Origin of the sequence: Parasedimentitalea maritima (assembly GCF_005771405.1) — a bacterium.
GTDB classification, from domain to species: Bacteria; Pseudomonadota; Alphaproteobacteria; order Rhodobacterales; family Rhodobacteraceae; genus Parasedimentitalea; species Parasedimentitalea maritima.
The window spans coordinates 152,265-176,637 of sequence record NZ_VAUA01000005.1 but is presented as its reverse complement, the minus strand read 5'-3'; the positions used below and the strand labels follow the sequence as shown (position 1 = coordinate 176,637).

Annotated in this window: 18 protein-coding genes; 7 read left to right on the top strand and 11 right to left on the bottom strand. The window is 52.2% G+C overall.

Annotation, left to right across the window (positions count from 1 at the left end):
* Positions 1 to 5 precede the first annotated feature (5 nt).
* From FEE96_RS11375 to bhcR, 6 genes are all read right to left on the bottom strand, one after another.
* Positions 6 to 620 carry an LbetaH domain-containing protein gene (locus tag FEE96_RS11375; protein WP_138163172.1) on the bottom strand — a complete coding sequence of 205 codons (615 nt, stop codon included), beginning with the start codon at positions 618 to 620 and terminating at the stop codon, positions 6 to 8.
* Between the two features lie 20 nt (positions 621 to 640).
* Complete coding sequence (gene phnE / locus FEE96_RS11370; RefSeq protein WP_138163171.1) at positions 641 to 2,008, bottom strand: phosphonate ABC transporter, permease protein PhnE; 1,368 nt, start codon at positions 2,006 to 2,008, stop codon at positions 641 to 643.
* On the bottom strand, positions 2,005 to 2,874 hold the full coding sequence (gene phnE, locus FEE96_RS11365; RefSeq protein WP_138163170.1) for a phosphonate ABC transporter, permease protein PhnE: 870 nt from the start codon (positions 2,872 to 2,874) through the stop codon (positions 2,005 to 2,007). Before phnE (FEE96_RS11365) ends, phnE (FEE96_RS11370) begins: the two co-directional genes overlap by 4 nt.
* A 113-nt stretch (positions 2,875 to 2,987) precedes the next feature.
* A complete protein-coding gene (gene phnD, locus FEE96_RS11360) occupies positions 2,988 to 3,896 on the bottom strand; it encodes a phosphonate ABC transporter substrate-binding protein (RefSeq protein WP_138163169.1) in 909 nt (302 codons plus the stop codon).
* 62 nt (positions 3,897 to 3,958) lie between these two features.
* On the bottom strand, positions 3,959 to 4,783 hold the full coding sequence (phnC, locus tag FEE96_RS11355; protein ID WP_138163168.1) for a phosphonate ABC transporter ATP-binding protein: 825 nt from the start codon (positions 4,781 to 4,783) through the stop codon (positions 3,959 to 3,961).
* Between the two features lie 317 nt (positions 4,784 to 5,100).
* Positions 5,101 to 5,916, bottom strand: coding sequence for an HTH-type transcriptional regulator BhcR (gene bhcR, locus FEE96_RS11350; RefSeq protein WP_138163167.1), 816 nt, complete (start codon positions 5,914 to 5,916; stop codon positions 5,101 to 5,103).
* A gap of 194 nt (positions 5,917 to 6,110) precedes the next feature.
* On the opposite strand from bhcR, the gene bhcA reads away from it, so the two are divergent.
* The 5 genes from bhcA (at position 6,111) to FEE96_RS11325 (ending at position 15,034) form a co-directional block, all read left to right on the top strand.
* Positions 6,111 to 7,301: an L-aspartate--glyoxylate aminotransferase BhcA gene (bhcA, locus tag FEE96_RS11345; protein WP_138163166.1), complete on the top strand. Its 1,191-nt coding sequence runs from the start codon at positions 6,111 to 6,113 to the stop codon at positions 7,299 to 7,301.
* A gap of 14 nt (positions 7,302 to 7,315) precedes the next feature.
* Positions 7,316 to 8,269, top strand: a complete 954-nt coding sequence (gene bhcB / locus FEE96_RS11340) for a beta-hydroxyaspartate dehydratase BhcB (protein ID WP_138163165.1) — start codon at positions 7,316 to 7,318, stop codon at positions 8,267 to 8,269.
* 16 nt (positions 8,270 to 8,285) lie between these two features.
* Positions 8,286 to 9,449, top strand: a complete 1,164-nt coding sequence (gene bhcC, locus FEE96_RS11335) for a 3-hydroxy-D-aspartate aldolase BhcC (protein ID WP_138163164.1) — start codon at positions 8,286 to 8,288, stop codon at positions 9,447 to 9,449.
* Between the two features lie 78 nt (positions 9,450 to 9,527).
* Positions 9,528 to 10,493, top strand: coding sequence for an iminosuccinate reductase BhcD (bhcD, locus tag FEE96_RS11330; RefSeq protein WP_138163163.1), 966 nt, complete (start codon positions 9,528 to 9,530; stop codon positions 10,491 to 10,493).
* A gap of 770 nt (positions 10,494 to 11,263) precedes the next feature.
* Positions 11,264 to 15,034: a Hint domain-containing protein gene (locus FEE96_RS11325; RefSeq protein WP_246079413.1), complete on the top strand. Its 3,771-nt coding sequence runs from the start codon at positions 11,264 to 11,266 to the stop codon at positions 15,032 to 15,034.
* Positions 15,035 to 15,110: 76 nt separating this feature from the next.
* On the opposite strand, the gene FEE96_RS11320 is transcribed toward FEE96_RS11325, so the two are convergent.
* From FEE96_RS11320 to FEE96_RS11300, 5 genes are all read right to left on the bottom strand, one after another.
* Entirely contained in the window at positions 15,111 to 15,695 is a 585-nt protein-coding gene (locus FEE96_RS11320; RefSeq protein ID WP_138163162.1) for a nucleotidyltransferase family protein, read from the bottom strand.
* Between the two features lie 161 nt (positions 15,696 to 15,856).
* Complete coding sequence (locus FEE96_RS11315) at positions 15,857 to 18,274, bottom strand: GcvT family protein (RefSeq protein ID WP_138163161.1); 2,418 nt, start codon at positions 18,272 to 18,274, stop codon at positions 15,857 to 15,859.
* A gap of 306 nt (positions 18,275 to 18,580) precedes the next feature.
* Positions 18,581 to 19,891: an HlyC/CorC family transporter gene (locus FEE96_RS11310; protein WP_138163160.1), complete on the bottom strand. Its 1,311-nt coding sequence runs from the start codon at positions 19,889 to 19,891 to the stop codon at positions 18,581 to 18,583.
* 64 nt (positions 19,892 to 19,955) lie between these two features.
* On the bottom strand, positions 19,956 to 20,912 hold the full coding sequence (locus tag FEE96_RS11305) for a site-specific tyrosine recombinase XerD (protein ID WP_138163159.1): 957 nt from the start codon (positions 20,910 to 20,912) through the stop codon (positions 19,956 to 19,958).
* Between the two features lies 1 nt (position 20,913).
* Entirely contained in the window at positions 20,914 to 22,443 is a 1,530-nt protein-coding gene (locus FEE96_RS11300; protein WP_138163158.1) for a hypothetical protein, read from the bottom strand.
* Between the two features lie 221 nt (positions 22,444 to 22,664).
* On the opposite strand from FEE96_RS11300, the gene FEE96_RS11295 reads away from it, so the two are divergent.
* Both FEE96_RS11295 and aroB read left to right on the top strand, forming a co-directional pair.
* Positions 22,665 to 23,255 (top strand): shikimate kinase, encoded by a 591-nt coding sequence (locus FEE96_RS11295; protein ID WP_138163157.1) that lies wholly within the window; start codon positions 22,665 to 22,667, stop codon positions 23,253 to 23,255.
* On the top strand, positions 23,255 to 24,364 hold the full coding sequence (gene aroB / locus FEE96_RS11290; RefSeq protein ID WP_138163156.1) for a 3-dehydroquinate synthase: 1,110 nt from the start codon (positions 23,255 to 23,257) through the stop codon (positions 24,362 to 24,364). The genes FEE96_RS11295 and aroB overlap by 1 nt, the downstream gene beginning before the upstream one ends.
* The last annotated feature ends 9 nt before the right edge of the window (positions 24,365 to 24,373 follow it).

Here is a 24,373-nt window from a genome sequence, read left to right as displayed (position 1 = left end):
TTGAGTTACTCATATTTCTCAAGAAACGCTTCAGCGACTAAACTGCGGAAATCATCCAATGCAGTCCGCAGTTTGTCGTGAGACCAATCCCACCACGCCAATTCAATCATGCGCGCAGCGGTTTTCTGTGGATAGCGGGTTCGGATTGGGACCGCAGGAATTCCCGCCACAATCATGTACGGCGGAACATCTTTGGTAACGATCGCCCCAGCAGCAACCACTGCACCATGCCCAACGGTTACTTCTGGCTTGATCATTGCAGAGTGACCAACCCAGATGTCATGACCCAATGTTGCGCGCCGGGTGGCACGATGTGCAAACCAATCAGCATCATCCTCGGCGTCGTCCCAATAGCTGGCAGACCGGTAGTGAAAGTGGTGCAGAGACGCCTTGTCCATTGGATGATCGGTTGCCCCAATCCGAGTAAAGCTCGCGATATTTGCAAACTTTCCCACCTCTGCATTGGCTATATCGCAGGTGCGATCACAGTAGCTGTAGTCGCCAAACCTGCTGTTTGTGATACGGCTGTTCGCCCCAATTTCAACATAACGTCCAAACTGACTGCCGGTGATTTGGCAGTCAGGATGAACGAAGGGTTGTTCAGCTTGTAAACGTGGCATGGCGCAGCCCCTTGGTTTGGTTACGGAAGCAAAAATGCATTCTTTGCCGCGTTGGATTTTCTGATCTTGGTTTTTTTCTCTTCACCCTTAATCAATTTGCGCCGCAGCCAGCCAGAGAACCAATCCATGAACATCACCATCAGGATGATGAGAACGATGTAATAGGCCACTTCTTCCCAATCTTTCTGGGTGATGATGGCTTGGGTCAGCAGCAGACCAATGCCGCCCCCGGTGATCGCACCAATGATGGTTGCGCTGCGGGTGTTTGACTCGAGGAAGTAGAGCAACTGACTGAGCAAGACTGGGGTGATCTGCGGAATTACACCAAAGCGGTACTGCAAGAGCGGGCTGGCACCGGTTGATTGCACTCCCTCGATCTGTTTCTCATCAACATTTTCCAAAGCTTCGGAGAAGATCTTGCCAAAAGTCCCGGTATCGGTGACCAAAATGGCCAAGGCACCAGTTAATGGGCCGGGGCCAAAAGCGCGGGACAAAACCACAGTCCAAATTAGGGAATCTACTCCGCGAAGGAAGTCGAAGAACCGTCGGACAACAAAACGAACAGATGACATCCGCATGAAATTCCGGGTGGCTAGAAATGCAAGCGGTAGTGCTACAATCCCAGCTCCCAACGTTCCCAGAAAGGCCATCAACAAAGTCTCCAGAATGGCCCAGGCGACATCCTGATGGCGCCACATCTTGTTGGTCCAGAAGTCGTTGAAAATCGCACCGGCCTCACCCTGAACCGCGTGGCTCAACAGTTTAGCTGGGCCCATGCCGTGGTAAGGGCTATCGAGAGTAAAGAAGAAGAGCTCCCAACCGGTAAAGTAGCGAAAGACTTCGGTTCGGTTTCGCGTAACGGTCAATCGACCGGCGTCGGTGGTAATCGCCAAACGGTTCTTAGACGCGTTGATCCAGTTGGGCACAGGGCCATCAGGTAAAGTGGCGTTTACTCCTGTGCGACCGGGTTTGGCTGTGACCAATCCATACCCCGGAATATCATATTCGATCACCTGGGGCCCAAACCGCACATGATGACCGTTTTCCAGATTGATCGAGGTGGTTTCCCCCAATGAGACCCAAGCTGGCGCCTCACCATCTGGATAGCGACCTTTGCGCTCGCCTTCGATCGCTACGGAAACCGAAGCATCCCGATTGTCGCGGGTGACGTGGGTTTTATAACTGTAGCTGTCACTGACCAGCGTTCGGGCATTTTTGACGCTGACCTTGTCCCACAACCCGGAAATATCAAATGCGACGAACACATAGGTCAGGTACAATAAAACGATCACCGGGAGGCCGAAGTTGATTAGCTTCTTCTTTTGAAACAGCTGAGATGTCGCCTGTTTGCGATCGGCCAACCCGAGTTCGGTTGAAATGGTTGTCATGCTTTGGCTCCATGAGTCATACGGTCGCGAAGTTGGCCAGACAGCTGGTCGACAACAACGATGGTGATGAAAAGCAAAAGGAAAATTGCGGCGGCTTCGTCATAGCGCCCCTGTCCCCAGGACATGGAATTGCGCAACTCATAGCCAATACCACCGGCCCCTACAAAACCCAGAATGGCAGAGGCGCGGATGTTAATTTCGAACCGCAACAAGGCGTAGCTGACGTAATTGGGACCAACCTGAGGTATGACCCCCAGATACATCCGTTGGGCCCAACTTGCACCAACAGATTCAAGGCCATCAACTGGTTTCAGTGAAGCATTCTCGTTCACTTCAGAGAACAGTTTTCCCAGAGCCCCTGCAGTATGGATGGCAATTGCGATCATTGCAGGAACAGGTCCGCCGCCCAGCAGGAAAATCAAAACCAACGCAATCACGATCTCAGGAATAGCGCGTGAAATGTCCATGATACGCCGGAAGACCGGGATCAGGGCGGGCCAGGGGGCTAAACCACGCGTGGATAGTAAAGACAAAATTATACCCGCGATTGCGCCGATCATGGTCGAAGCAGCGGCGATATTCAGTGTTTCGACCAAGGAAGGAAAGAAATGCACCAAATGCCCAGGCAGTTGTGCCGATTTTTCCAATGCCTCGCCCAGCACTTCGGCGGGGTAGTCGAATACGTTGGTAAACCCATCCCGAAATGATCCGGCGTTGCGCGCGTCGGCAGTTCGAAAACCAGCAGCCATAAGAGCTGCAAAGATCGCCAGAAGAATACCACCGTAGACCCGTTTGCGCTGGGTCAAGGCAATATAGTCGCCTCGTATTTCCGTCAGTGAGGGTGGGGATGTGTTTAGGTCCGACATTGGAAGTCTCCCGATCGTCGTATTGGTCACACGGCCCGCCCGGTGGAGAGGCGCCTGACAAAAAACGGGGCAAGGCAATATTGGCCAAGCCCCGTTGTCTTTGGTGATGAAAATTAGTTGGACTTCAATTTCCGTGCTTCGATGATCACTTCGTATGCGTCATGACCGATTGGCATAACACCCTTAGCCTCGCCTGATAGCACACCATAGGCGCACTCAGGATCCATCGCGGGCAGTGAAGCCATCAGCGCAGTGAACTTGACCTTCACATCAGCAGGAAGATCTTTGCGAAGAACAATTGGGCCTTCTGGAATTGGGTTGGACTGCCAGATCTTCACCAGATCGTTCATGTCGACCAGACCCGCATCAACAGCGCGGCGCAGGGCACCCGAATTATAGCCATCTTCCCAGTTGCCCAGACCGTCGGCCCACGTCACGCCGCCATCTACGTCACCACCATTTACAGCAACGATTGTCTGCTCGTGACCACCGGTGAACTTTACTTCGCCAAAGTAGTCGCCCGAGGTCATGGTCGCACCGGTTTCAACTGGAATTTCGATGGAAGGGATCAGGAAGCCAGACGTCGAGTTTGGATCACCAAAGCCGAATGTTTTGCCTTTCAGATCTTCGAGCGAGGTGATGCCGCTATCTTTACGGGCAAACCCGATTGAGTAGTAGCCATAGCCGCCATCGTTGTTGACTTTAACCAGGATCGGTTCAACAGCTTCTGGATCGCTCAGATATGTTTTGGCATAGCCAGAAGCACCCAACCAAGCCATATCCAACGTACCGCCCAACAGGCCCTGAATAACGCCATTGTAGTCAGCAGGGGCGAAGAGCTTGGTTTCAACACCCAACAGCTCTTCGGTTTTTGCACGCAGACATTCGTTGTTATTCAGACGGTCCTGGGCGTTTTCGCCACCCAGAAGACCAATACGGAATTCAGTGATTTTAGTTTCTTCAGCCATGACCGGAGCGGTCAGAGCAGTGGTCGCGAGGACAGCAGCAAGAAGATTTTTCATCGTGTAGTCTCCAGTTTGGTCCCAAGAGCCCCATCGGCTTTGGGTGATGAATTTGGGTAAAGTCAAAGAGCCGTTTCAGCGGTCATCCGAACGACCGCGTTGCCTTGCTCCAGTGTTTCGATAGATGTAGAAGTGGCGGCCTCGGAAAAATCGGCGCCAGCGCCATAGATTTCGCGCGCGACACTTGTAGTCAGCTGCTCGGGTAAGCCGTCAAAAACAATCCGGCCATCGCGCATACCAACCACGCGGTCGCAATACCGGCGCGCTGTATCCAGTGTGTGTAGGTTTGCGATGATCGTGCGCCCGTCTTCTTCGTGGATGCGGCGCAGCGCCTCCATCACCGTTTGCGCGTTCATCGGATCAAGCGATGCAATGGGTTCATCAGCCAAAATTATACGCGGATCCTGCATCAGCGCCCGTGCAATAGCTACACGCTGCTGTTGTCCACCTGATAGTGCTTCGGCGCGTTTGGGGGCATGCTCTGCAATTCCCAAACGGTCAAGAATATCAATTGCGCGATGTATGTCCGTGGTTGGGTACAGATTGAACATCGCTGCAAGCGTTGAACGCTGGTTCAAAGTGCCGTGTAGCACGTTTGAAACCACATCCATTCGCGGTACCAGATTGAACTGCTGGAAAATCATCGCGCATTCGGATTGCCAGGCCCGCTTCGCTTTTCCGGTAAGCGATGTGATGTCGCGCCCTTCAAAACTGATCGTGCCAGTGCTGGCATCTGACAGGCAATTTAGCATCCGCAATAACGTTGATTTACCAGCGCCGGATCGGCCGATAATGCCGATCATACAGGGCTTGTCGATATCCAGCGTCGCGGAATCTACAGCGGTCTTATCGCCGAAGTGTTTGGATAGGTTCGAAATTCTCAGCACAGTCAGCTCCCGGTTTTCCCGGTCTGGCTACTGGTCTTTTTTATAAACTATGTGTCGGGTATGCGAAGATTTTGTAAAGGAGCAGAATATGGAATTACGATTTCCCGATTACTTGCTGTCGGTCAACCGGTGCTTGGACAAGGGCGCAGTTTCACTTTAGGCAAAAGGTGAATTATGGGCCCTTCTGGCTGGATTTAGACAGCGGAGGTGGGACGAAAGGACTGCGGTAAGTGCCCACCGGCAATTGGATTTGGCGAACGTAGTGCACGGGCCTGCATAAGCAAACAACAGCTACCGGGCGCTCTCTCTGTTTCTGATCAGGTTTCTGACGAGCCGAGTCCGCGAGAAATTTGGTTTGCAGCTTGTTTTACGGCCTTGCCGATTTCGCTGATCCTATCCGGTGTCAAACGGTGCGAAGGGCCTGATACCGAAATTCCCGCAACAGGTTCATTGTAGAAATCCAAGATTGGGGCGGCGACACAGCGCATACCCGTTGTCTTCTCTTCATCATCTACGGCAAAACCTGCTTCCCGAATTCCCTGCATGTCTTTGCGTATAGCCACAGGTTCGCACAGAGTTTTCGAAGTAAACGCCTCGAATGTCCCACTCCTTAAAAACCTATCCAAACGGTCATCGGAATAGCGGCTCAAAAGCGCCTTGCCGATGCCTGATGCGTGCATGGGAGAAAGTGTTCCTGGTGGAAAAAAGGCACGGATGGTTTCATGCGTTTCAACTTGACTGAGAAACATAACAAGACCGTCTTTTTCAATCCCAAGGTTTGCAGTTTCACCCGTTATCTCCATCAACTGGCGCATTTCAGGGCGACTGCGGTCTACTACGCTTGTTCGGCGCAAAAAGGCGGACCCGAGCCGAAAGGCCATTGGTCCGATATGCCAAGCCTGCGTTTGCGGATCACTTTCGACAATGCCGCGAGCATTTAGCGTATTGAGAACACGATAGATTGTGGCTGGAGACTGGTCGAGCCGCTCTGCAATCTCTGTCAGTGTAAGCCCAGCGCTGTCCGCTAGTGCTTCCAGCACGATCATCGCCCTATCTAGTGACTGTACCGGCGCAACTTCGGTTTTGGCGTAGAACCCTTTTGGGCGTCCCTTACGGCGCGTGGGCGTTTTCACGTGGGCTCCCTTTCAAGTGGACATCTTTAAAATTATAATATTTGAAAGAGTATTTCAGTCAATGAAAAAATGTAACCTTTTGAAATTTATACGATAATTCCCTTCTTGTTCATAGTGAAATCTTTTTTCAAAAAAATTGGCCTGCGTTAAACTGGCGGCTACAGTTGTCTCAAACGCCACAGGAGGGCAACAACGTGAGCTTTCAAAACCCAGTTTTCATTCCGGGTCCGACCAACATGCCAGAGGTGCTTCGCAAGGCCTGTGATATGCCAACTCTGGATCACCGTTCGTCCTTATTTGGTGATATCCTGCACCCAGCGCTCGAAGGCGTAAAACAGGTTCTCAAAAGCCAAACGGCGGAAATTTTTGTTTTTCCTTCGACAGGAACTGGCGGCTGGGAAACGGCTCTGACAAATACGCTGTCTGCAGGTGACAAGGTTTTAGCTGCGCGTAATGGTATGTTCAGCCACCGCTGGATTGACATGTGTAATCGCCACGGGCTGAACGTCGAAGTTGTTGAAACTCCTTGGGGAGCGGGCCTGCCGGCTGACCGTTACGAGGAAATACTGACAGCAGATACTGGTCATGAGATCAAAGTGGTTTTGGCCACACATAATGAGACCGCAACAGGGGTGAAGTCAGACATTGCCGCTGTACGCCGCGCATTGGATTCGGCTGGGCATCCGGCGCTACTTTATGTTGATGGGGTCTCTTCGATTGGCTCGATGGATTTCCGCATGGATGAATGGGGCGTTGATGTTGCTATCACTGGCTCACAGAAGGGGTTTATGTTGCCTGCGGGTCTGGCAATTGTTGGAATTTCGCCCAAAGCTATGGCCTTGGTTGAAAAAGCAAAATTGCCGCGCACCTTTTTTGACATCCGCGATATGGCGGCTGGCTATGCCAACAATGCCTACCCCTATACACCGGCCGTCGGCCTGCTGAACGGGTTGAAGCAATCAGTTGAAATGCTACTTGATGAGGGGCTGGAGAATGTCTTTTCCCGCCATCGTCGGATTGCCAATGGGGTTCGCGCAGCGGTGGATGCTTGGGGATTGCAGCTTTGTGCCCATTCTCCAGAGCTTTACTCGGACACGGTGAGTGCGATCCGAACGCCAGAAGGGTTTGATGCCACACGTATCGTTACCCACGCTGCTGATATTTATGGGGTCGCCTTCGGCGTTGGTCTTGGAGAGGTTGCGGGCAAGGTGTTTCGCATTGGCCATCTTGGTTCGCTAACCGATGTGATGACACTATCTGGAATCGCCACCGCTGAGATGTGTATGGCAGATTTGGGACTGGATATCACATTGGGGGCCGGTGTGGCGGCTGCACAGGAATCCTATCGTGCCACCACGCGCCAGCCCGCCCTCGCAGCTGCATAAGTAAGGACGCACCTATGTTGATCCCAACCTATGACGACATGCTAGCAGCAAGGGCGCGTATAAAACCCTATGTGCATCACACGCCGGTTTTGACGTCCAGCTTTCTGAACGGGTTGACCGGAGCAGAGCTGTTCTTCAAGTGCGAGAATTTTCAAAAAGCGGCTGCCTTTAAGGTGCGCGGGGCGTCAAACGCGGTGTTTGGCCTAAATGACGAACAGGCAAAACGGGGTGTTGCCACCCATTCCAGTGGCAATCACGCACTGAGCTTAAGCTATGCGGCGGGCCGACGTGGCATTCCCTGCCATGTGGTGATGCCGCATAGTGCGCCGCAGGCTAAAAAGGATGCGGTGATTGGCTATGGTGGCAAAATCACCGAATGTGAACCCTCGACCAGCAGTCGCGAGGCGGTGTTTGCGGAGGTACAAGACCGCACCGGCGCGGATTTTGTGCATCCCTATAACGATCCGCGGGTGATTGCAGGGCAGGGGACGTGCTCGTTTGAATTGGTAGAACAGGTCGACGGGCTCAATGCTGTTGTTGCTCCAATTGGCGGCGGCGGCATGATCTCTGGAACATGTCTAACCCTGTCACATAAAGCACCGGATGTGGCGGTGATTGCAGCTGAACCCGAGCAAGCTGATGATGCGTATCGTAGTTTCAAGGCTGGCCATATCATCGCTGATGATGCGCCCGTGACTGTGGCTGACGGGCTGAAAGTGCCCCTAAAGGATCTGACATGGCATTTTGTCGCCAACAACGTCAGCGACATTCTGACTGCGGGCGAACAAGAAATCATTGATGCGATGCGGCTGATTTGGGTGCGGATGAAAATTGTGGTTGAGCCCTCCAGCGCTGTTCCGCTGGCAACCATTTTGAAGAACAAGGACCGCTTTGCAGGCAAACGTCTGGGCGTCATTATCACAGGCGGCAATGTCGATTTAGACAAGCTGCCCTGGATGAACAGCTGATCTGGGAGATACACAAATGAACATACAAACAAACATCAATGACCTAGTTGTCGGCTATGACGTACCTGCGCTGCCGGGAATGGATGAGACAGATATACAGACGCCCTGTCTGGTTCTGGATCTGGATGCGTTGGAGCGTAATATTAAGAAGATGGGTGATTATGCTGCTGCACATGGCATGCGACACCGGGTGCATGGCAAGATGCACAAATCTGTGGATGTGGCCAAGCTTCAAGAACAATTGGGTGGCGCTGTTGGTGTCTGCTGTCAAAAGGTTTCCGAGGCCGAAGTCTTTGTTCGCGGTGGGATCAAAGATGTCTTGGTCTCCAACCAGGTTCGCGATCCGTTGAAAATGGACCGTTTGGCACAGTTGCCAAAACTGGGTTCTCGGATTCTTGTCTGTGTTGATGATTTGGCCAATGTCGACGGGTTGTCAGCTGCTGTTCAAAAACACGGAACCAAATTGGATTGTCTGATTGAGATCGACTGTGGCGCAGGTCGCTGTGGTGTAAATTCGACCAAAGATGTTGTTGTCATAGCCAAGGCTATTCAAGCCGCCGAGGGGCTGAATTTCACTGGTATTCAGGCTTACCAGGGGGCGATGCAGCATATGGACAGCTATGATGATCGCAAAGCAAAATTGGATATTGCAATCGATCTGGTCGAAGACGCCGTCGCTGGGTTGAAAGCTGAAGGGATAACCTGCGAGCTGGTTTCTGGTGGCGGGACCGGGTCGTACTATTTCGAGAGCAACTCCGGCGTGTATAATGAACTCCAATGTGGCTCTTATGCCTTTATGGATGCCGATTATGGGCGGATCCTTGATCGAAATGGTACGCGCATTGATCAGGGCGAGTGGGAGAACGCCCTGTTTATCCTGACCTCGGTGATGTCACATACCAAAGCAGACAAGGCGATTTGTGATGCGGGCCTTAAAGCGCAGTCAATGGACTCTGGGCTACCGTTTATCTACGGCCGTGACGACGTAGAGTACCTTAAATGCTCGGATGAGCACGGTGTAATCGGTGATCCAGATGGCGTTTTGAAAGTGAACGACAAATTGCGGCTGGTCCCCGGTCACTGCGATCCAACCTGTAACGTGCACGATTGGTACGTTGGTGTGCGCGATGGCAAGGTCGAAACTCTTTGGCCAGTATCCGCACGCGGTAAAGCTTACTAACACCTCCCCGGAAGGTTAGCGGGGCTGGCTAGGCGTTTACGGCTGTTGGCCCCAATTTTCTGATCAAAGGATACATCTATGATAATCGTTCCTGAACGAGAAATTGCCGGGCTTGTAACCCGTGAAGACAGTTTCGACGCGGTTGAAAAGGTTTTTGCGTCGATGGCCAATGATGCAGCTTACAATTTCCCTGTAATCCGTGAGTCGATTGGCCATGCAGATGCACTGTATGGATTTAAATCAGGCTTTGACCGGGCAGGCCTGAATTTGGGCTTGAAATCGGGTGGGTATTGGCCCGGCAATGCCGACAAAGGTCTTACAAACCATCAATCGACGGTTTTTTTGTTTGATGCAGATACCGGGCAATGTCGCGCAGTGGTCGGGGGCAACGTCTTGACCGCCTTGCGTACCGCTGCTGCCAGCGCTGTATCGATCAAGCACCTTGCGCCAAAAAACTCAAAGGTATTGGGCATGATTGGAGCCGGACACCAGTCTGCGTTTCAAGTACGTGCAGCAGTGGAACAACGAGAGTTTGAAAAGATCATCGGGTGGAATCTTCATCCAGAATATCTGGTCAATCTGGAAACTGTCGCCCGAGAGGTTGGCCTGCCGTTTGAAGTGGTTGAACTGGACCAATTGGGAGACGAGTCGGATGTAATCATCACAATCACTTCGTCCTTTGATCCAATTCTCATGGATTCACAGGTCACTGGCGGCACCCATATAGCCTGTATGGGAACCGACACAGTAGGTAAGCAAGAAGTCGATGCAGCTTTGGTTGCGCGCGCGACGGTCTTTACGGATGAGATAGCACAATCCATTTCACTAGGTGAGTGCCAGCACGCCGTTGCCAATGGTCGTAAGCTTGAAACGGAAATTACACAGATAGGGTCTGTCATTAACGGCAAACACGCAGGCCGAAGCACAGATGATGAAGTGACGCTATTCGATGGCACAGGGGTTGGTTTGCAAGATCTTGCGGTTGCAGCAGCAGTTGTCGATTTAGCGGTGGAAAAAGGCGTCGCTTTGGACGTGGATTTCTAAGCAATTTTTCTCGATACAAACATGGCCTCCATTCGCGTGGGGGCCTTTTTATGTTTGGGATCATATGTGGTTGTTAAGCGAGATTGTTGTTTAACGAGCCGCTTCGATTCGAGTTGAAATGGTGGATCTACGCTACATATCTATCTACAATTAGCCGTGTTCAGGGGGATTGGTTCCAAAAGCAGCCATTGGGGGGCGAAATTGTGGGATGATGGATCTGACTGAATTTTCGTTAAAGAGCCTTTATGATTGTATCTAATCTGGAAACAATTTTTGGGTTCCAACGATGAATTTCGAACCGAAAGGAGTATTTTCAGTTGTTATTGGCAAGTTCGGCACTGTGTTCTTGTATGATTAGGAAACAATTCACCTTGAGTTTGGGCGGATTGAGAGTCCCAAATTCAAGTCTTTGGGCTGTCGACTGCAAAATACGTCAATTTTTTTCATTGTTGGGCTACGGGCATGGGGTATTGATAGAACAGCCCATTTTGGGGGGAGAAGTCTGCTGGTCGTGGGGGCGACTGCACTTTTTGCATCGGGACGATGCCTGAGAACTGTTTGGTTACAGAGTGGCTGCCGCTGCGTGGATACCAAAAATAGATACATCGGTGCTAAAAAGCACTTGTGTAGCCGGGTCTTTAATACTTGGCGTTCTCACTTTGTCCTAATTGCAAGTGCTAGTTTCCGATCGTGCCCTGCTTTTCTGATGGAATGGAATTTTTCCGCAGTTTTGCGGTGTGGTGCGTGGGTGTGCCGAGAAGGAGAGTGTGATGGCGAATAACTTTGACAACCCGTTTTCGGCCAATGTCGTTGGTTTGTGGGATTTCCGCGATGGATATGAGAACGATGATAGTGGTCTGGGTGATGGGATTGCCCAAGATGGCACGCCAGCAAATGGGCCAAGTTTCGCCGGTGGCTGGATGCTTGGAAACGGTGATGGTTCTCGCATGGACGTTGATGACGGCGATGACGCTGCATTCGATCTGAGCGAAGGAACGATTGTCACGGCGTTTCGACCATATGAGCTGCCAACTGGCGATCCTCAAACAGTTATGAGCCGTGGGCTTGCTGGCGCAGAAGATCAGGATCCGGACACCGATTTTATGGAAGTCCGTGTTACCAGTGACGGTTCAGTAGAAGTTTATCACGTTGACGGTGCAAATTCGGCGTTGTTGACCACCGACCCAAGCTTTTTTAGCAGTGGCGATATCGTAAAAGTCTCCTACGCTTGGAGCACAGATGGCGTGGTTATGAGTGTTGAAAACACCACTCAAGGTACCTCCACCGTAGTGGGCAGTGATGTAAATAATCTAACACTCGATCTGACTGGTGATGATGAACAGAGCTTTGCCATTGGTAGTCGCGAGACTGTAGAAGGTGAGTTTGACCAGAACTTCAACGGTGCAATCGACTATCTGGCCGTTTTGGATGATGACGTGGTTACACCTGAAAGCGGCCTAGACGGCATTGTCGAGGGCAGCGAGGGTGATGACCTTATCGACGTGGCTTATACTGGCGATCCAGAAGGCGACATGATTGACAACGACGATGCGATCAATCCAGCGGATGAGCCGAATGATGATCTGGTAAATGCAGGTGCCGGGGATGACACGGTCGAGGCTGGTGTTGGGGATGACACTATCCATGGTGGATCTGGCTCTGATGTGTTGAACGGCGGAGAAGGCGATGATGTCATCGAAGCTGACACCGATGCGCCGGGGGTACAGCCGACCAGCCGTCAGGTATTTGAATGGGATCGCGCACCAGATCCAGATGATGGTGGCGAGGTTGACGACGAAGACGACTTGAGCGGTGGATTCAGTCAGGATACTGGCTCGGTAACCGTCGATTTCTCAGTTTTAAACGAGGATCCGGGAGTTGAGACTGAGTTTACGGATACCACCCAATTTGTCGGAAATGTTGACGGTGACGGCAACCCGGTAGAAGACAGCAGTGGTTTGTCTTCTTTGACCAATGGTGATGGCAATGGCGCAGGCTATCAGTTGGATTTCTCTGCACCTGTAGAAAATGTTTCATTCCGGATCAATGACATTGACGGTGATGGTGTTGTCCAGGTTACTGCTTTTGATGCAAACGGTGATCCAGTTGTTGTAAATCTGGCTGGCGGTCCTGCCGTGACACTGTCTGATACGGATAGCGTTGCAGGAAATGACACCGCTACCGCAAATGGCGGATATGCCAGCGCTGATAACGCTGATATTTCACTACTGGTTACGATCCCTGGTCCGATTTCGCGCTTGGTCATTGACCATGAACAGGTTGGCCACGGAAATTCCGGCACGTTGATTTCGGATGTCTATTTTGATGCAACCAACGAGACTTCGGAGATCGTTCCCGGTGACGATACGATTGATGGTGGCGATGGCGACGACATCATTATTGCTGGTGGCGGCAATGACGACGTAACAGGTGGCGAAGGCTCCGACAGTGTTGATGGTGGCGACGGAGATGATATCATCGACACGTCAGGTGGTGGCGCAATTCCCTTACCAGATCGCGGTTTCCCTGGTTATGTCAGTTCTTCGGTAACTATTCCGCCCATTCCCGCTGACGGTGATACCACCGATGATATGGACACCGTGGACGGTGGTGCGGGGAATGACACCATCACAACTGGCGATGATGCAGATTACATCACTGGCGGCACTGGTGATGACAGCATCGATGGCGGCATCGACGACGATACGATTTCTGGTGGAGCAGATAACGACTATATCGTCGGCGGCGAAGGTGCTGACAGTATCCAAGGTGATGCTGGCAATGACACCATTTATGGTGGCCTGGATCCTGCATTTCCTGACGTTCTGAATATCCTTGACGATGGTTCGAGTGGGGATCCTGTGGATCCAGACCAGACCAACGGTATGGATGTGATCGACGGCGGCGAAGGTAATGATCTGATCTATGGTCAGGACGATGATGACACACTCAGCGGTGGTGCCGGTGACGATACCCTTTTTGGTGGTATCGACGAAGATGAACTGTCCGGTGGTGCCGGAGATGACGTGTTGCTGGGTGGTCAGGGTGCCGACCTTGTGATGGGTGGCGACGATGCGGACATCATTGGTGTTGGTATTGGCGATACAATTGTTGGTGGTGAAGGCGGCGATGACAATGACGCCGCAATTGCAACCGGCTTGGCAACGGTGAATTATGATGGCGGCGATCCGTCCTCTGAATCCGGAACCATTACTTATTACAATGACGATCTGACAGAAGCCGGTACTGCTGAGTTCTCTGAAATTGAGAACGTGTATGTTGTCGGAACTGCAAGTACAAATGCGGTGCTGGAAGACCCCTCTTCAGGTCCAGGCGCGCTAAGCATAGATGGCGTTGTTGAAGGCACCAGTGGCGATGATCTGATCGACCTAGCATATACCGGTGACCCTGAAGGGGACATGGTTGACAATGATGATGCTGTTGCACCTCTTGTGGATGAACAAGATGTCATCGTTGCAGGTGCAGGCAATGACACTGTTGAGGGCCATTTCGGTACGGATGTCATTTTTGGTGGCGCCGATGACGATGATCTCTATGGCATGCAGGGCAACGATGCCATTGACGGTGGTACCGGAGACGACTGGTTGGATGGTGGCGCTGGTCGTGACATTCTGGCCGGTGGGGACGGTAATGATACCATCTCAGGTAGCAGTGATGACGCCGAAGATGGCGGCGACCTTATGTTTGGGCAGGATGGCGACGACAGTTTTGTCAATATTGGCCAAGGGGAAGTCATCTATGGTGGTGAAGACGATGACGGCCTGGACGTAGATGTTCTGGACCTGACCGGAGCCGCAGAAGCAGTGAATCCGGGCGGCACACTCACTGTTACCTACGATGTGGGTGATCCTGAAAGTGGTGTCGTTACATTCTTCAACTCTGACGGTGATGAAACTGGGACAACTGAGTTCCATGAAATCGAAACTGTGGTTCTTCCTTGTTTCACTCCGGGAACTTTGATTGCGACACCCAAGGGTGAGCGCAAGGTTGAGGATCTGAAAGCGGGTGACCGGGTGATTACGCGCGACAACGGCATTCAAGAAATCCGTTGGTTGGGTCGGCGGGATTTGTCGAGCGACGAGCTTTCTGGTGGGGCACATCTTCAGCCTGTATTGATCCGTCAGGGCGCCTTGGGCAACGGTCTGCCAGAGCGTGATATGATGGTCAGTCCAAACCACCGTGTTCTGGTCGCGAACAACAAGACGGCACTTTACTTTGAGGACCGTGAAGTTTTGGTTGCTGCTAAACACCTGACAGGTTTGACTGGTGTGGATGCTGTTGAAACATCGGAAGTGTCATATATTCACTTCATGTTCGACCAGCACGAAGTTGTGTTGTCGGATGGCGCTTGGACCGAAAGCTTCCAGCCTGGTGATATGACCCTGCGTGGGTTGGACAAGTCCCAGCGCGATGAATTGCTTGAGCTGTTCCCAGAGCTGAAGACGCAAAAAGGCAAAGCGGCCTACCCCGCTGCGCGCCGGTCACTGAAAAAGCACGAGGCGCGCCTGCTGGTGCACTGATCATTGTGCAACTATAGAAATGGAAAAGGCAGGGCTGTTTTAGCCCTGCCTTTTTGATTTGAGAGTCATCTGAGAACTAGTTCTTGTTGGCGCGCCAGATTGTCCAGGCCTCGGGGGTGTCAAGATCCGTCACGGCGCGCATTCCGGGTAAGGTCACCAGTTTTACAGGTTGGTTTTTTAGGACCGAGCGGGCACCAGAGTCGCCGCTGAGCGTTAGTAATTCTTCGAAATAGTGGCGAGGGAAGAGGACCGGATGACCGGGGGTGCCATCAATGGTACAGGCGCGCAGAATTTGTGGATCATCGCTACTGTACTGTTTTGCCATGTGTAAAAGGTCTTGAGTTTCAATTTCAGGCATATCTGCGGGCAGGATCAACACTGCCCCGATCGTTTTCGGAAGAGCGGCGATACCTGTACGTATTGAGATCCCCATACCCTCTGCAGCGTCGGGAACTTCAATTGGGATGGCGTTGCCAACGTGTGCAGCTCGTGGATGGCTGTGGGACGGGATCGTCACAAAACTGGACAACCCTGTTTGCATTGCGCGGTGGCTCATCAGGCCCAACAACGGTTGGCCGTTCACCTTCTCCATTAACTTGTCACGAGGGGCCATTCGGCTGGAGGATCCCGCGGCCAGCAATAGGATGGCAAGTTGGCTCATGATTTGTCTCCAGTAAGGGCGGGGCGCAGAGACTGGACTACTCCGGCACAGGCATCTAGGGCAACTAATTGCCTTTGAGCCAGAGGTTATCGGAATTTGGAAGGGTGAATCGAGTTAGCGCTTCGTCTGAGGCAAAAGCGCTAACTCATTTGTTTTCGGCGCTAACCGCGCATCCGCGACCCATCTGCATCGAACAGTGGGGCGGATATCAATACCGCAGGATGCATTTTCCCAAGAACTTCAATTTCAACCTTCAGCCCTTCGACTACGTTCCCAACCGGAACAAAACCAAGCGCGATCGATTTTTCTGCGTGATGTGAATATCCGCCAGACGTACAGAACCCAACAACCTTGCCGTCCAGCCAGATCGGTTCATAAGCCACTACGTCAGCATCATCCACACTTACTTCAAACGCGCAAAGCTTACGCGCAGGGCCTGCATCTCGCTCGGCCTCAGCCGCCGCGCGGCCGATGAATGGAGTGTCTTTTTTGAACGAAATAAAACGGTCTAATCCAGTCTCAGCAGCTGTGTAGTCTGGTGAGTACTCTCGGAGCCAAGAGCCAAAAAACTTGTCCAAACGAAGGCTCATCATTGCCCGCATGCCAAAGGGTTTCATTCCCAGAGGTTGTCCTTCCCTCCACAACACAGACCAAAGCGCGCGCAGGCTGGGTAGGTCGCAGAATATTTCATATCCCAAGTCCCCGGTGTAACTGACACGTTGTACGATACAGTCCGCCATGCCGACGCTAAGCTGGCGCACATCCATAAATTTCATATCCGAGATGTCCTGACGGGTGCAGACCTGTAAGACGTCGCGCGCTTTTGGACCTGCAATTTGAAATCCGCTGCGGGTATCCGATATATTTTCGATGTTCACCCCGTCATCAAGGTTCTTCAGGAACCAGCGCCAGTGATAGGCCTGAGATCCGTAAGACGCTGTCAGTTGGAATTCTTCCTCATTCAGGCAAGAGATCGTGAAATCGCCTATCAACCGACCTCTGGCTGAGAGCATAGGCGTCAGAGACAGGCGGCCAACTTTGGGCATCCGACCAGCCATGATCCGATCAAGCCACGTCCGGGCATTTGCGCCAGTTACGCGATATTTTCCAAAATTGTGCAGTTCGTTAATACCTACTGCATTTCGGACAGCTGCAACTTCACGGGCGGCGGCGTCAAATGCATTAGAGCGACGGAAGCTGGGCGTCTCGTAGCGTGGTTCGTCTCCAGCTGCGAAATAGTTGGCGACCTCAAGCCCATACTGTGCCCCCCAAACGGCCCCCATGCCTTCAAAGATGTCGTACATAGGTGTGGTGCGAAATGGACGCGCCGCTGGCAGTTCTTCGTTTGGATAAGACACGGAGAAGCGTGTCTGGTAGTTTTCAATCACCTTGGGACGGGTATAGCCGGGGGTAATCCAGTCACCAAAACGTGCACAGTCCATCGCAAATGTGTCACGTTCCGTTTCGCCTTCGACCATCCATTGCGCCAGCATCAGACCAACGCCACCCCCTTGGCTAAAGCCGGCCATTACAGCGCAGGCGGACCAATAGTTTCGCATTCCGGGAACAGGGCCAACCAATGGGTTTCCGTCAGGTGCAAAGGTGAAAGGGCCGTGGATCACAGATTTTACCCCAGCCGTTTCCAGCGCAGGAAACCGTTTGTAAGCAAAGGCAATTGAGTCTTCAATCTTATCAAAATCATCCTGCAGTAGTTCATGCCCGAAATCCCAAGGTGTGCCATCCACAGCCCAAGGTTTACAGGGTTGTTCATAAAACCCGATACACAGACCACGTCCCTCTTGTCGTAGGTAACTTTCTCCGGCCGGGTCCATCACATGTGGATGTTCGCCTCCAGCGTCGATGATATCTGCAATCATTGGCACCTCGTCGGTGACGATGTACTGGTGCTCCATTGGGTGAAGAGGGAAATAGACCCCGGCCATTGCGCCAACTTCACGCGCCCAAAGCCCACCTGCGTTGACCACGTGTTCGGCGTGAATTGTCCCTTTGTCAGTGACCACATCCCAAGTCCCATCTGCACGTTGGTTGGTCTCGATCACTTTGCAATGCGTTTCGATTGTTGCTCCGCCGAGGCGTGCAGCTTTGGCATAGGCATGGGTGGTGCCCGAAGGGTCTAGGTGGCCATCCAATGGATCGTAGAGGCCACCAAGAATGCCATCTGTGTTTGTGACTGGTGCGAACTTCTTAATCTCTTCGGGGGTGACAATTTCAGTTTCCAACCCCATGAACCGATGTTTGGCACGTTCTGCCTTGAGCATGTCAAAGCGTTCCTGATTGTCTGCTAGTGTGATGCCGCCCACATGATGTAAACCACAGGACATGCCGGTGATTTCTTCCAGCTCACGGTACAGTTTGATCGTATACCCCTGCAGCGCCGCCATGTTGGTGTCACCGTTCAATGTGTGAAAACCACCAGCTGCATGCCATGTTGATCCGGAGGTCAGCTCCGACCGTTCAAGCAGCACGACATCTGACCAGCCCAGTTTTGTCAGGTGGTAAAGAACCGAACAGCCGACAACTCCACCGCCAATGACGGCCACTCGCGTGGTGGTTTTCATCCCTAATCTCCCCAAAATGTCTCCTTTGGATATTCTGGACATATGTGAACAGTAATCCAATCAAAAAACGACCACCCATGTCGCCAAAGGATCTAAAGCGAAAACTGTAGTTCGGTCAGGAGTGTGAAAAGGTATGTGTGGATCAGGAACAACATTACTAGTAGGGCTGCCATCGAAGTTGGGAAGGCTACCAATTTGTATTGGATGATAGCCTTCTTAGCGCGAACCATAACAGGTGGCGCAAGTGGCCAGCACAGCTTTTGCACTCAATTTACGAGCAGCTTCTCGAAGTAGGTCGGGCCCCTGTCACAACAGGGGACGAATTTTAATTCCAGTAACCCTATTTCCGGCCCGGTCGGTCACTTCGAAACGAAACCCATGAAACGAAAAGACCTGACCTATGGTGGGAATCATCTGCGCCTCGTGAATGACCAGACCCGCTACGGTGTTCGCTTCGTCGTCCGGGAGAGTCCATTCGGTTGCGCGGTTCAAGTCCCGGATAGTCATGGCACCATCTACCAGAAAATTGCCATCTGCAGTTTTCTCAACAGGCGTTTCGGTTGCCGTGTCAAATTCGTCGGTGATCTCACCAACGATTTCTTCCAATATGTCCTCTAGGGTTATTAACCCCTGCAACGATCCGTATTCATCTACGACCAACGCAAAATGCGCTCTTTGTCGTAGGAACTGGCGCATTTGGTCGTCTAGCGTCGTTGTTTCAGGAATAAAGTAAGGAGGCTTGGCGACACCAGAAATCTGAAAATCGCGAAGGGCAGCTGCGTCCCCTTCCGGGCCGCCAATCTTGGTGTACATCTCGCGCAATAGGTCTTTGGCGTGGACAACTCCAATAATGTTTTCAGGCTCGTCCCGGAATAGCGGCAAACGTGTATAGGGGGAATTAAGGCATTGTTCCAATACTGCATGGGGGTCATTTGCCGCATCGATCATTTCGATCTTGGAGCGGTGCAACATGATTTCGTCCACCGCCCGTTCAGACAAGTCCAGTGCGCCCAGAATTCGGTCTCGGTCTTCTTTTTCGACAACACCTTCAGAGTGACCAAGTTGCAAAGCTCCTGCAATCTCTTCCCGAACTGCAAGAACGTTGCTGTTGGGGTCAATTTTAACTCCAAAAAGCTGAAGGACACCGCGTACAAGCAACCTTACTGCACTGACAAATGGCGCTAGCACCGTGACCAGCACTGCAATAATTGGTGCAACCCGCGCTGCTGCCTTTTCTGCGTTTGATATAGCATAGGTTTTGGGCAGGACTTCGGCAAACACCAGCACCAGCAATGTCATCACCAATGTGGCCACTGCGACACCACTTTCACCAAATGCTCGGGTGAACATGGCGGTCGCAAGGGAGGCCGCTAAAATGTTGACGAGGTTATTGCCCAGTAGCACTGAACCGATCAAACGCTCTGTGTCGTCAGTAACGTTCAGCGCTCTTTGTGCCCCTCGGGACCCTTTGTCTGCCTGCGATCGTAACTTACCCCGTGAAGCCGCTGTCAAAGCGGTCTCGGAGCCCGAGAAGAAGGCGGAAAGCACCAACAGCAAAAGAATGATGCTAGCACTAATCCAAAAAGCGCTGTCCAGAACGGTCGATGGGGTGTCCATGTAAGATCCAAGTTTATTCGATACAGGGTAAGGTTATGGGGGGCGGTAAGAGAGTATTCAAGCGCTATGGATCTGTATCATCGTCTTCGTTTTGCGCTAGTGGGTGATGTTGAAGCACCAGTTCGCTAAGCCGGGCATCTAACACGTGGGTGTAAATTTCGGTTGTCGCAATATCAGAATGCCCCAACAAGGTCTGAATCGCTCTCAAATCAGCGCCATTGGCCAGTAGGTGAGTGGCAAAGGCATGGCGCAGCGTATGTGGCGTAACCTTTTCTGGAGCGATGCCTCCAGTCACAGCCAGTTCTTTGATCAACTGGTAGAACCAGTGTCGGGTGAAGTGGCCAGCCTTGCCTCGTGACGGGAACAAAAAGGGAGAGCTGGCTTGTCCTTTGCTCGTCCTTTCATCATTTGCGTCATCCCGATCAATCAGCCAAGCAGCCAGTGCTTCACGAGCAGGTGGAGATAAAGGTACCATGCGTTCTTTTCCACCTTTGCCGCTGATCAACAGCATACGTGGATCACCGCGCGCGGCTGAGACAGGCAAGGAGACAAGTTCGGTTACCCGCATACCTGTGGCGTAGAGAAGTTCCATCAGGCAAGTGTTGCGCAATCTGTCTGATTGGGTGCGGCCAGTTTGGCGCGCCGCATTTAAGAGCCGGTCTACTTCAATCACTTCCAACGTTTTCGGCAGACGTTTTTCCCGGCCTGGACCGCGGATCTGAACTGCGGGATTATCACTGCGCCAGCCCTCTTCAAATGCAAACCGATAGATTTGTTTGACAGCTGACAACCGCCGGGCGCGGGTAGATTTTGCTAACCCTTGTGCATCACAGTCAATTAAATAGGCCTCGATGTCTTCACGTGTGGTTGTTGCAATATCAATGTTGGTGCGCTCCATCCATGCGGCGAAATCTTTGAGATCCCTACCGTAGGCTAACAGTGTATTGCGTGAAGCCCCCAGTTCGGCTGCCTGAGCATCCAGAAAAGTGGATATCCATTGATAAACATCTCGTGGAGCCATGTTAGCCTCGATCCAACAGCATCAACTGTAAGGCAGCGCGCCGTGCTGTGTCTTCCAGTCCGATGGCCCTAAAGGTGGTAAGGGCTGCGCTTAGATCTGACAGATTTCCAGCTGCGCCTTGTTCAAACAAAAACATACTGTTCAAAATGGCTTCGCCCAACTGGCCGCTTTCCAACAAGCGTTGCAAGTCGTCAGGTGGAGAGGCTTCTTCGGAAAATCCGTCTTCAATGGCCTGTTCTAGCGCTGAGGTGGCAGCAACGCGATTTGGCGTTCCCTTTGCCAATGCAGAAAGAAACCGATTTTTACGGCTGTCTTGTGGCAGAGTTAAAGCTGCCGTCTCATATGACGGTGATAGCAACCGAACGCGCCAGGCCAGGTCAGCGACGTCACCACTAAGTTGGATCTTGGAAAGCTGCTCTGAGAACAGATCAGCAAAGGCAACTTCAATGCGGGCTTCTGACATCGCTTGCCAGACGCCGGGCAAGGTTTTTGCCACTGCATCTGGGCTGGTTGTATTTAAAGCTGTTTCAAAACGCTGTAAGGCAGCAACCCGGTCCCAAATACCACCGGATGCGGCAGGTAGTCGATCCGTGTAGAGCCCCAACAGTTGATTCGGATTCAACGCGCTGATGCGTGTAAGTCGTTCTGCGGCCTCTAATTGAGCCTTCCAACCAGCAACATCTCGCAGATCTGCAGCCGAAAAAGCGCGAGGTAAAGGCGCAGTGGGCAGTCGTTCACCTATGGTTTCAAACAGGCGGAATGTGAGAGGATCTGGATGTTGCGGACGGGGTAGGGGCGGTGCCAGTTCAAAAACGTCTGGGCTCAAAAAGCGATCTAATAAGTCCATTTGGGCTTTGGGCAGCAAATCTAGTGCATGTACAGCCTCCAGAGTAAGCGCTGCAGTTTGCCAGTCGCCGCGACGTGCTGCACAGAAAATACGAGCTTCATACTTTGGCGACAAATAGGGCTTTGCAGTTAGGGCTGCGCAGGCGCGATCCTCGTCGCCAGTCAACAGAGTAGCATCAAACCAGCGCTGAAAACGTGCGATGCTTTGGGCTGGACCTGCTTGTTCGGCAAGTGCCTGGGCTGGGTCCGTTGCTCCCAGCTGCATCAGCCGGTCGAGCCGTGCCAACAAGAGCTGATCCCCAGTCCCACTAGGGGGACGGGTCTCTGACAATAGTAACGTAAACAAGAGCGATTGCATTGCCGGGTTGTCTTGTACAGAAATTTGGCCAATCAGTCGGGAGAGGGTGCTAGGTCTGCTTCCACGCCATAGATCAACTGGCAACCCTGTTGCGGAGGGTGACACCAGTCCTACTGGTGTCACCAGTGCTTCCAGCGGGGTCACAATAACCTGTGGCTGCAATGCTGAACCGGTTACCGGAGGCTCCAGCAACACTGTACCCGGCAGATTGTTGGTTGTTGTCGTTTGCTGCAGCCAACCGATAGCCGACAGTGGATCAGCAACAACCGCACCGGTGGCAAGGCAAAACACTGCAACCAGTGGCAGGAGGGCCTGCTTAATTGGCATCCAAAATCACCGGTTTTCGTACTTCTGCCGTCGGCGCACTAAAATCTGCCCCAAACCAAGGCCCAACATATGCATAGGCAATTAGCCCAATTCCGCATAAAATAACGATAATAAACAGGTACTTGAATATTCGACCCATAGCAATCTCTCTGCCCCTCTTCTTGGTGTTTTGCTCAAGTTATATATGGCCTTTTCAACAAGATCACGTCATTCACTAGAGAATGAGCGAAAATGAGCAAAAACCTAGATCTGAGATAGCGGACCTCGTTCCCGGACAGCTGAAAAAAACCATTGTAATGGTAGGCATGATGGGGGCAGGGAAGACTGCTGTGGGCCGGGCATTGGCCGCACGGTTGAATGTGCCGTTCCTGGACAGTGACCATGAAATCGAATCTGCCGCCAATCTGACGATTCCCGAGATATTTGCGCGCGATGGTGAACCCTTTTTTCGCCAAAAAGAACGCCAAATTATCAGCAGATTGTTGGAAAAAGAACGCGGTGTTCTGTCTACTGGTGGCGGCGCCTTTTTGTCGGAAGAAAATCGACGGATCATAACTAACGGCGGTGTTTCTGTCTGGCTTCAAGCAGACCTACAGGTGCTATGGAACCGGGTGAAACACCGCGATACTCGTCCATTGCTGCGTACAGAGAACCCTTATGCAACGCTGCGATCGCTTTATGACGCGCGGGTGCCGCTTTACGCCTTAGCCGATCTGCAAGTGGTTTCCGATGGACGGGCTTCAATTGAAACCATGGTTGACCGGGTGTTGCAGTCTTTGCGAGCTCGACCCGATGTATTGGAATGGAAATGATGGAAAAGACAGTACACGTTGATCTGGGAGACCGCTCTTATGATGTTGTTATTGGTCCGGGACTGTTGGAGCAGGTCGGCGAAAGGGTCACCCCATTTCTAACGCGCCAACGGGTTGTCGTGGTCAGTGACGAAAATGTAGCAGGGTTGCATCTGGAAACATTGCGCACAGGATTTGCAAGTGCTGGGATCGAAATGGAAATCCTGGCCTTGCCCGCAGGAGAAGCCACAAAGGGCTGGCCACAATTCAGTCGTACCGTTGAGTGGTTATTGGAGCAAAAAGTCGAACGTGGAGATATCGTCGTTGCATTTGGCGGTGGCGTGATCGGTGATCTGGTCGGTTTTGCAGCGGCTGTACTGCGTCGAGGTGTGCGCTTTGTCCAGATTCCGACATCGTTGCTGGCTCAGGTCGACAGTTCGGTTGGGGGGAAGACTGGCATCAATGCGCCGCAGGGTAAAAACCTTATTGGCGCTTTTCATCAACCTTCGTTGGTGTTGGCTGACACGAATGTTCTGGGCTCTTTGACACAGCGTGATTTTCTGGCCGGATATGGCGAGGTCGTAAAATATGGAATGCTTGGGGACGCTGGGTTCTTTCAATGGCTGGAACAAAATGGCCCAGCCTTGGCCGCAGGTGATATGGCCACACGGGTTGAGGCAGTAACACGCTCGGTTCAGATGAAGGCCGATATCGTATCGCGTGACGAAACCGAGCAGGGAGATCGGGCGCTGTTGAACCTGGGCCATACATTTTGCCACGCACTGGAAGCTGCTACCGGGTATTCAGACCGACTTTTGCACGGTGAAGGCGTGGCCATTGGCTGTGCGCTGGCTTTTGAATTGTCAGCGCGAATGGGGCTGTGTAGTCAGGAAGACCCAAGTCGTGTACGTGCCCATCTTAAAGCAATGGGGATGAAGACCGATCTTGGCGATATTTCTGGCGAATTACCGGATGCGACGACGCTTGTCGAGCTCATGGCGCAGGACAAGAAAGTTGTCGCCGGGAGGTTGAACTTCATTCTCGCCAGGGGGATCGGTGAGGCGTTTGTTACCGCAGATGTGCCACCCGAGGCCGTTCTGGCCGTATTGCAGGATGCCCTGGAACGGTAACGTATCGGA

Coding starts and splice junctions, on each gene's coding strand:
- FEE96_RS11310 (WP_138163160.1), bottom strand. CDS start 19,891: ATGGACACCCCATCGACCGTTCTGGACAGCGCTTTTTGGATTAGTGCT.
- FEE96_RS11315 (WP_138163161.1), bottom strand. CDS start 18,274: ATGAAAACCACCACGCGAGTGGCCGTCATTGGCGGTGGAGTTGTCGGC.
- FEE96_RS11305 (WP_138163159.1), bottom strand. CDS start 20,912: ATGGCTCCACGAGATGTTTATCAATGGATATCCACTTTTCTGGATGCT.
- phnD (WP_138163169.1), bottom strand. CDS start 3,896: ATGAAAAATCTTCTTGCTGCTGTCCTCGCGACCACTGCTCTGACCGCT.
- aroB (WP_138163156.1), top strand. CDS start 23,255: ATGGAAAAGACAGTACACGTTGATCTGGGAGACCGCTCTTATGATGTT.
- phnE (WP_138163170.1), bottom strand. CDS start 2,874: ATGTCGGACCTAAACACATCCCCACCCTCACTGACGGAAATACGAGGC.
- bhcB (WP_138163165.1), top strand. CDS start 7,316: ATGTTGATCCCAACCTATGACGACATGCTAGCAGCAAGGGCGCGTATA.
- bhcC (WP_138163164.1), top strand. CDS start 8,286: ATGAACATACAAACAAACATCAATGACCTAGTTGTCGGCTATGACGTA.
- FEE96_RS11375 (WP_138163172.1), bottom strand. CDS start 620: ATGCCACGTTTACAAGCTGAACAACCCTTCGTTCATCCTGACTGCCAA.
- FEE96_RS11320 (WP_138163162.1), bottom strand. CDS start 15,695: ATGAGCCAACTTGCCATCCTATTGCTGGCCGCGGGATCCTCCAGCCGA.
- FEE96_RS11300 (WP_138163158.1), bottom strand. CDS start 22,443: ATGCCAATTAAGCAGGCCCTCCTGCCACTGGTTGCAGTGTTTTGCCTT.
- FEE96_RS11295 (WP_138163157.1), top strand. CDS start 22,665: ATGAGCGAAAATGAGCAAAAACCTAGATCTGAGATAGCGGACCTCGTT.
- phnE (WP_138163171.1), bottom strand. CDS start 2,008: ATGACAACCATTTCAACCGAACTCGGGTTGGCCGATCGCAAACAGGCG.
- bhcD (WP_138163163.1), top strand. CDS start 9,528: ATGATAATCGTTCCTGAACGAGAAATTGCCGGGCTTGTAACCCGTGAA.
- FEE96_RS11325 (WP_246079413.1), top strand. CDS start 11,264: ATGGCGAATAACTTTGACAACCCGTTTTCGGCCAATGTCGTTGGTTTG.